Origin of the sequence: Cryomorpha ignava, assembly GCF_010686655.1 — a bacterium.
Taxonomy (GTDB): Bacteria; Bacteroidota; Bacteroidia; order Flavobacteriales_D; family Cryomorphaceae; genus Cryomorpha; species Cryomorpha ignava.
In genome coordinates, this window is the sequence record NZ_JAAGVY010000141.1 from 1 (window position 1) to 740 (window position 740).

At 35.7% G+C, this 740-nt stretch carries 2 protein-coding genes; both read left to right on the top strand.

The annotated features are described in order from the left end of the window. Positions 1 to 72: 72 nt before the first annotated feature. Positions 73 to 369 carry a type II toxin-antitoxin system HigB family toxin gene (locus G3O08_RS20780; protein ID WP_163287361.1) on the top strand — a complete coding sequence of 99 codons (297 nt, stop codon included), beginning with the start codon at positions 73 to 75 and terminating at the stop codon, positions 367 to 369. A 10-nt stretch (positions 370 to 379) separates the two neighbouring features. After that, on the top strand, positions 380 to 740 hold a 361-nt coding region (locus G3O08_RS20785; RefSeq protein WP_163287362.1), incomplete at its 3' end, for a helix-turn-helix domain-containing protein.

Sequence of the window (740 nt, forward strand, 5' to 3'; positions counted from 1 at the left end):
GTTACCCTTTATAAAAAGCGCAATTGTTCATTATTCGAGAACTTTTCGTATATTTGCTTAACAATAGAGTGAATGAAAAGGATAATTGCAAAAAGTACGCTTCGCGAATATTGGGCAAAACATGCTGATTCGGAACAATATTTGAAAACTTGGTACGACACAGTAAAAAGTTCCAAATGGTCTTCACCAAACGATGTAAAACAGACCTACATTAACGCAAGTATTTTAAAAAATAGCCGAGTAGTTTTCAACATTAAAGGAAATTCATACCGACTAGTTGTAAAGTTCAATTATGAAAAGCAATGGGCATTTATTCGTTTTATTGGCACACACGCCGAATATGACAAAATAAATGCGGAGACCATTTAAAAACAAAACTATGAACGTTAAGCCTATTAAGTCAGATAAAGATTACCGAAATGCACTTGAGCGTTTGGAAGTGATTTTCGATGCGCCAATTGACACAAAAGAAGGTGATGAAGCGGAAGTACTTTCATTGCTGATTGAGAATTATGAAAATGAGCACTACCCTATCGAAGCACCCGACCCAATCGAAGCCATAAAAATCCGAATGGAGGAGTTAAATATGCGTCAAAAAGATTTGGTTGGTATAATCGGAGGGAAAAGCCGAGTATCAGAAATCCTTAACCGAAAAAAAAGATTGACCGTAGATATGATACGTGAATTGGAGCGAATTCTTCAAATCTCAGCTTCTGTTTTAGTAATTAATTATCAACTCG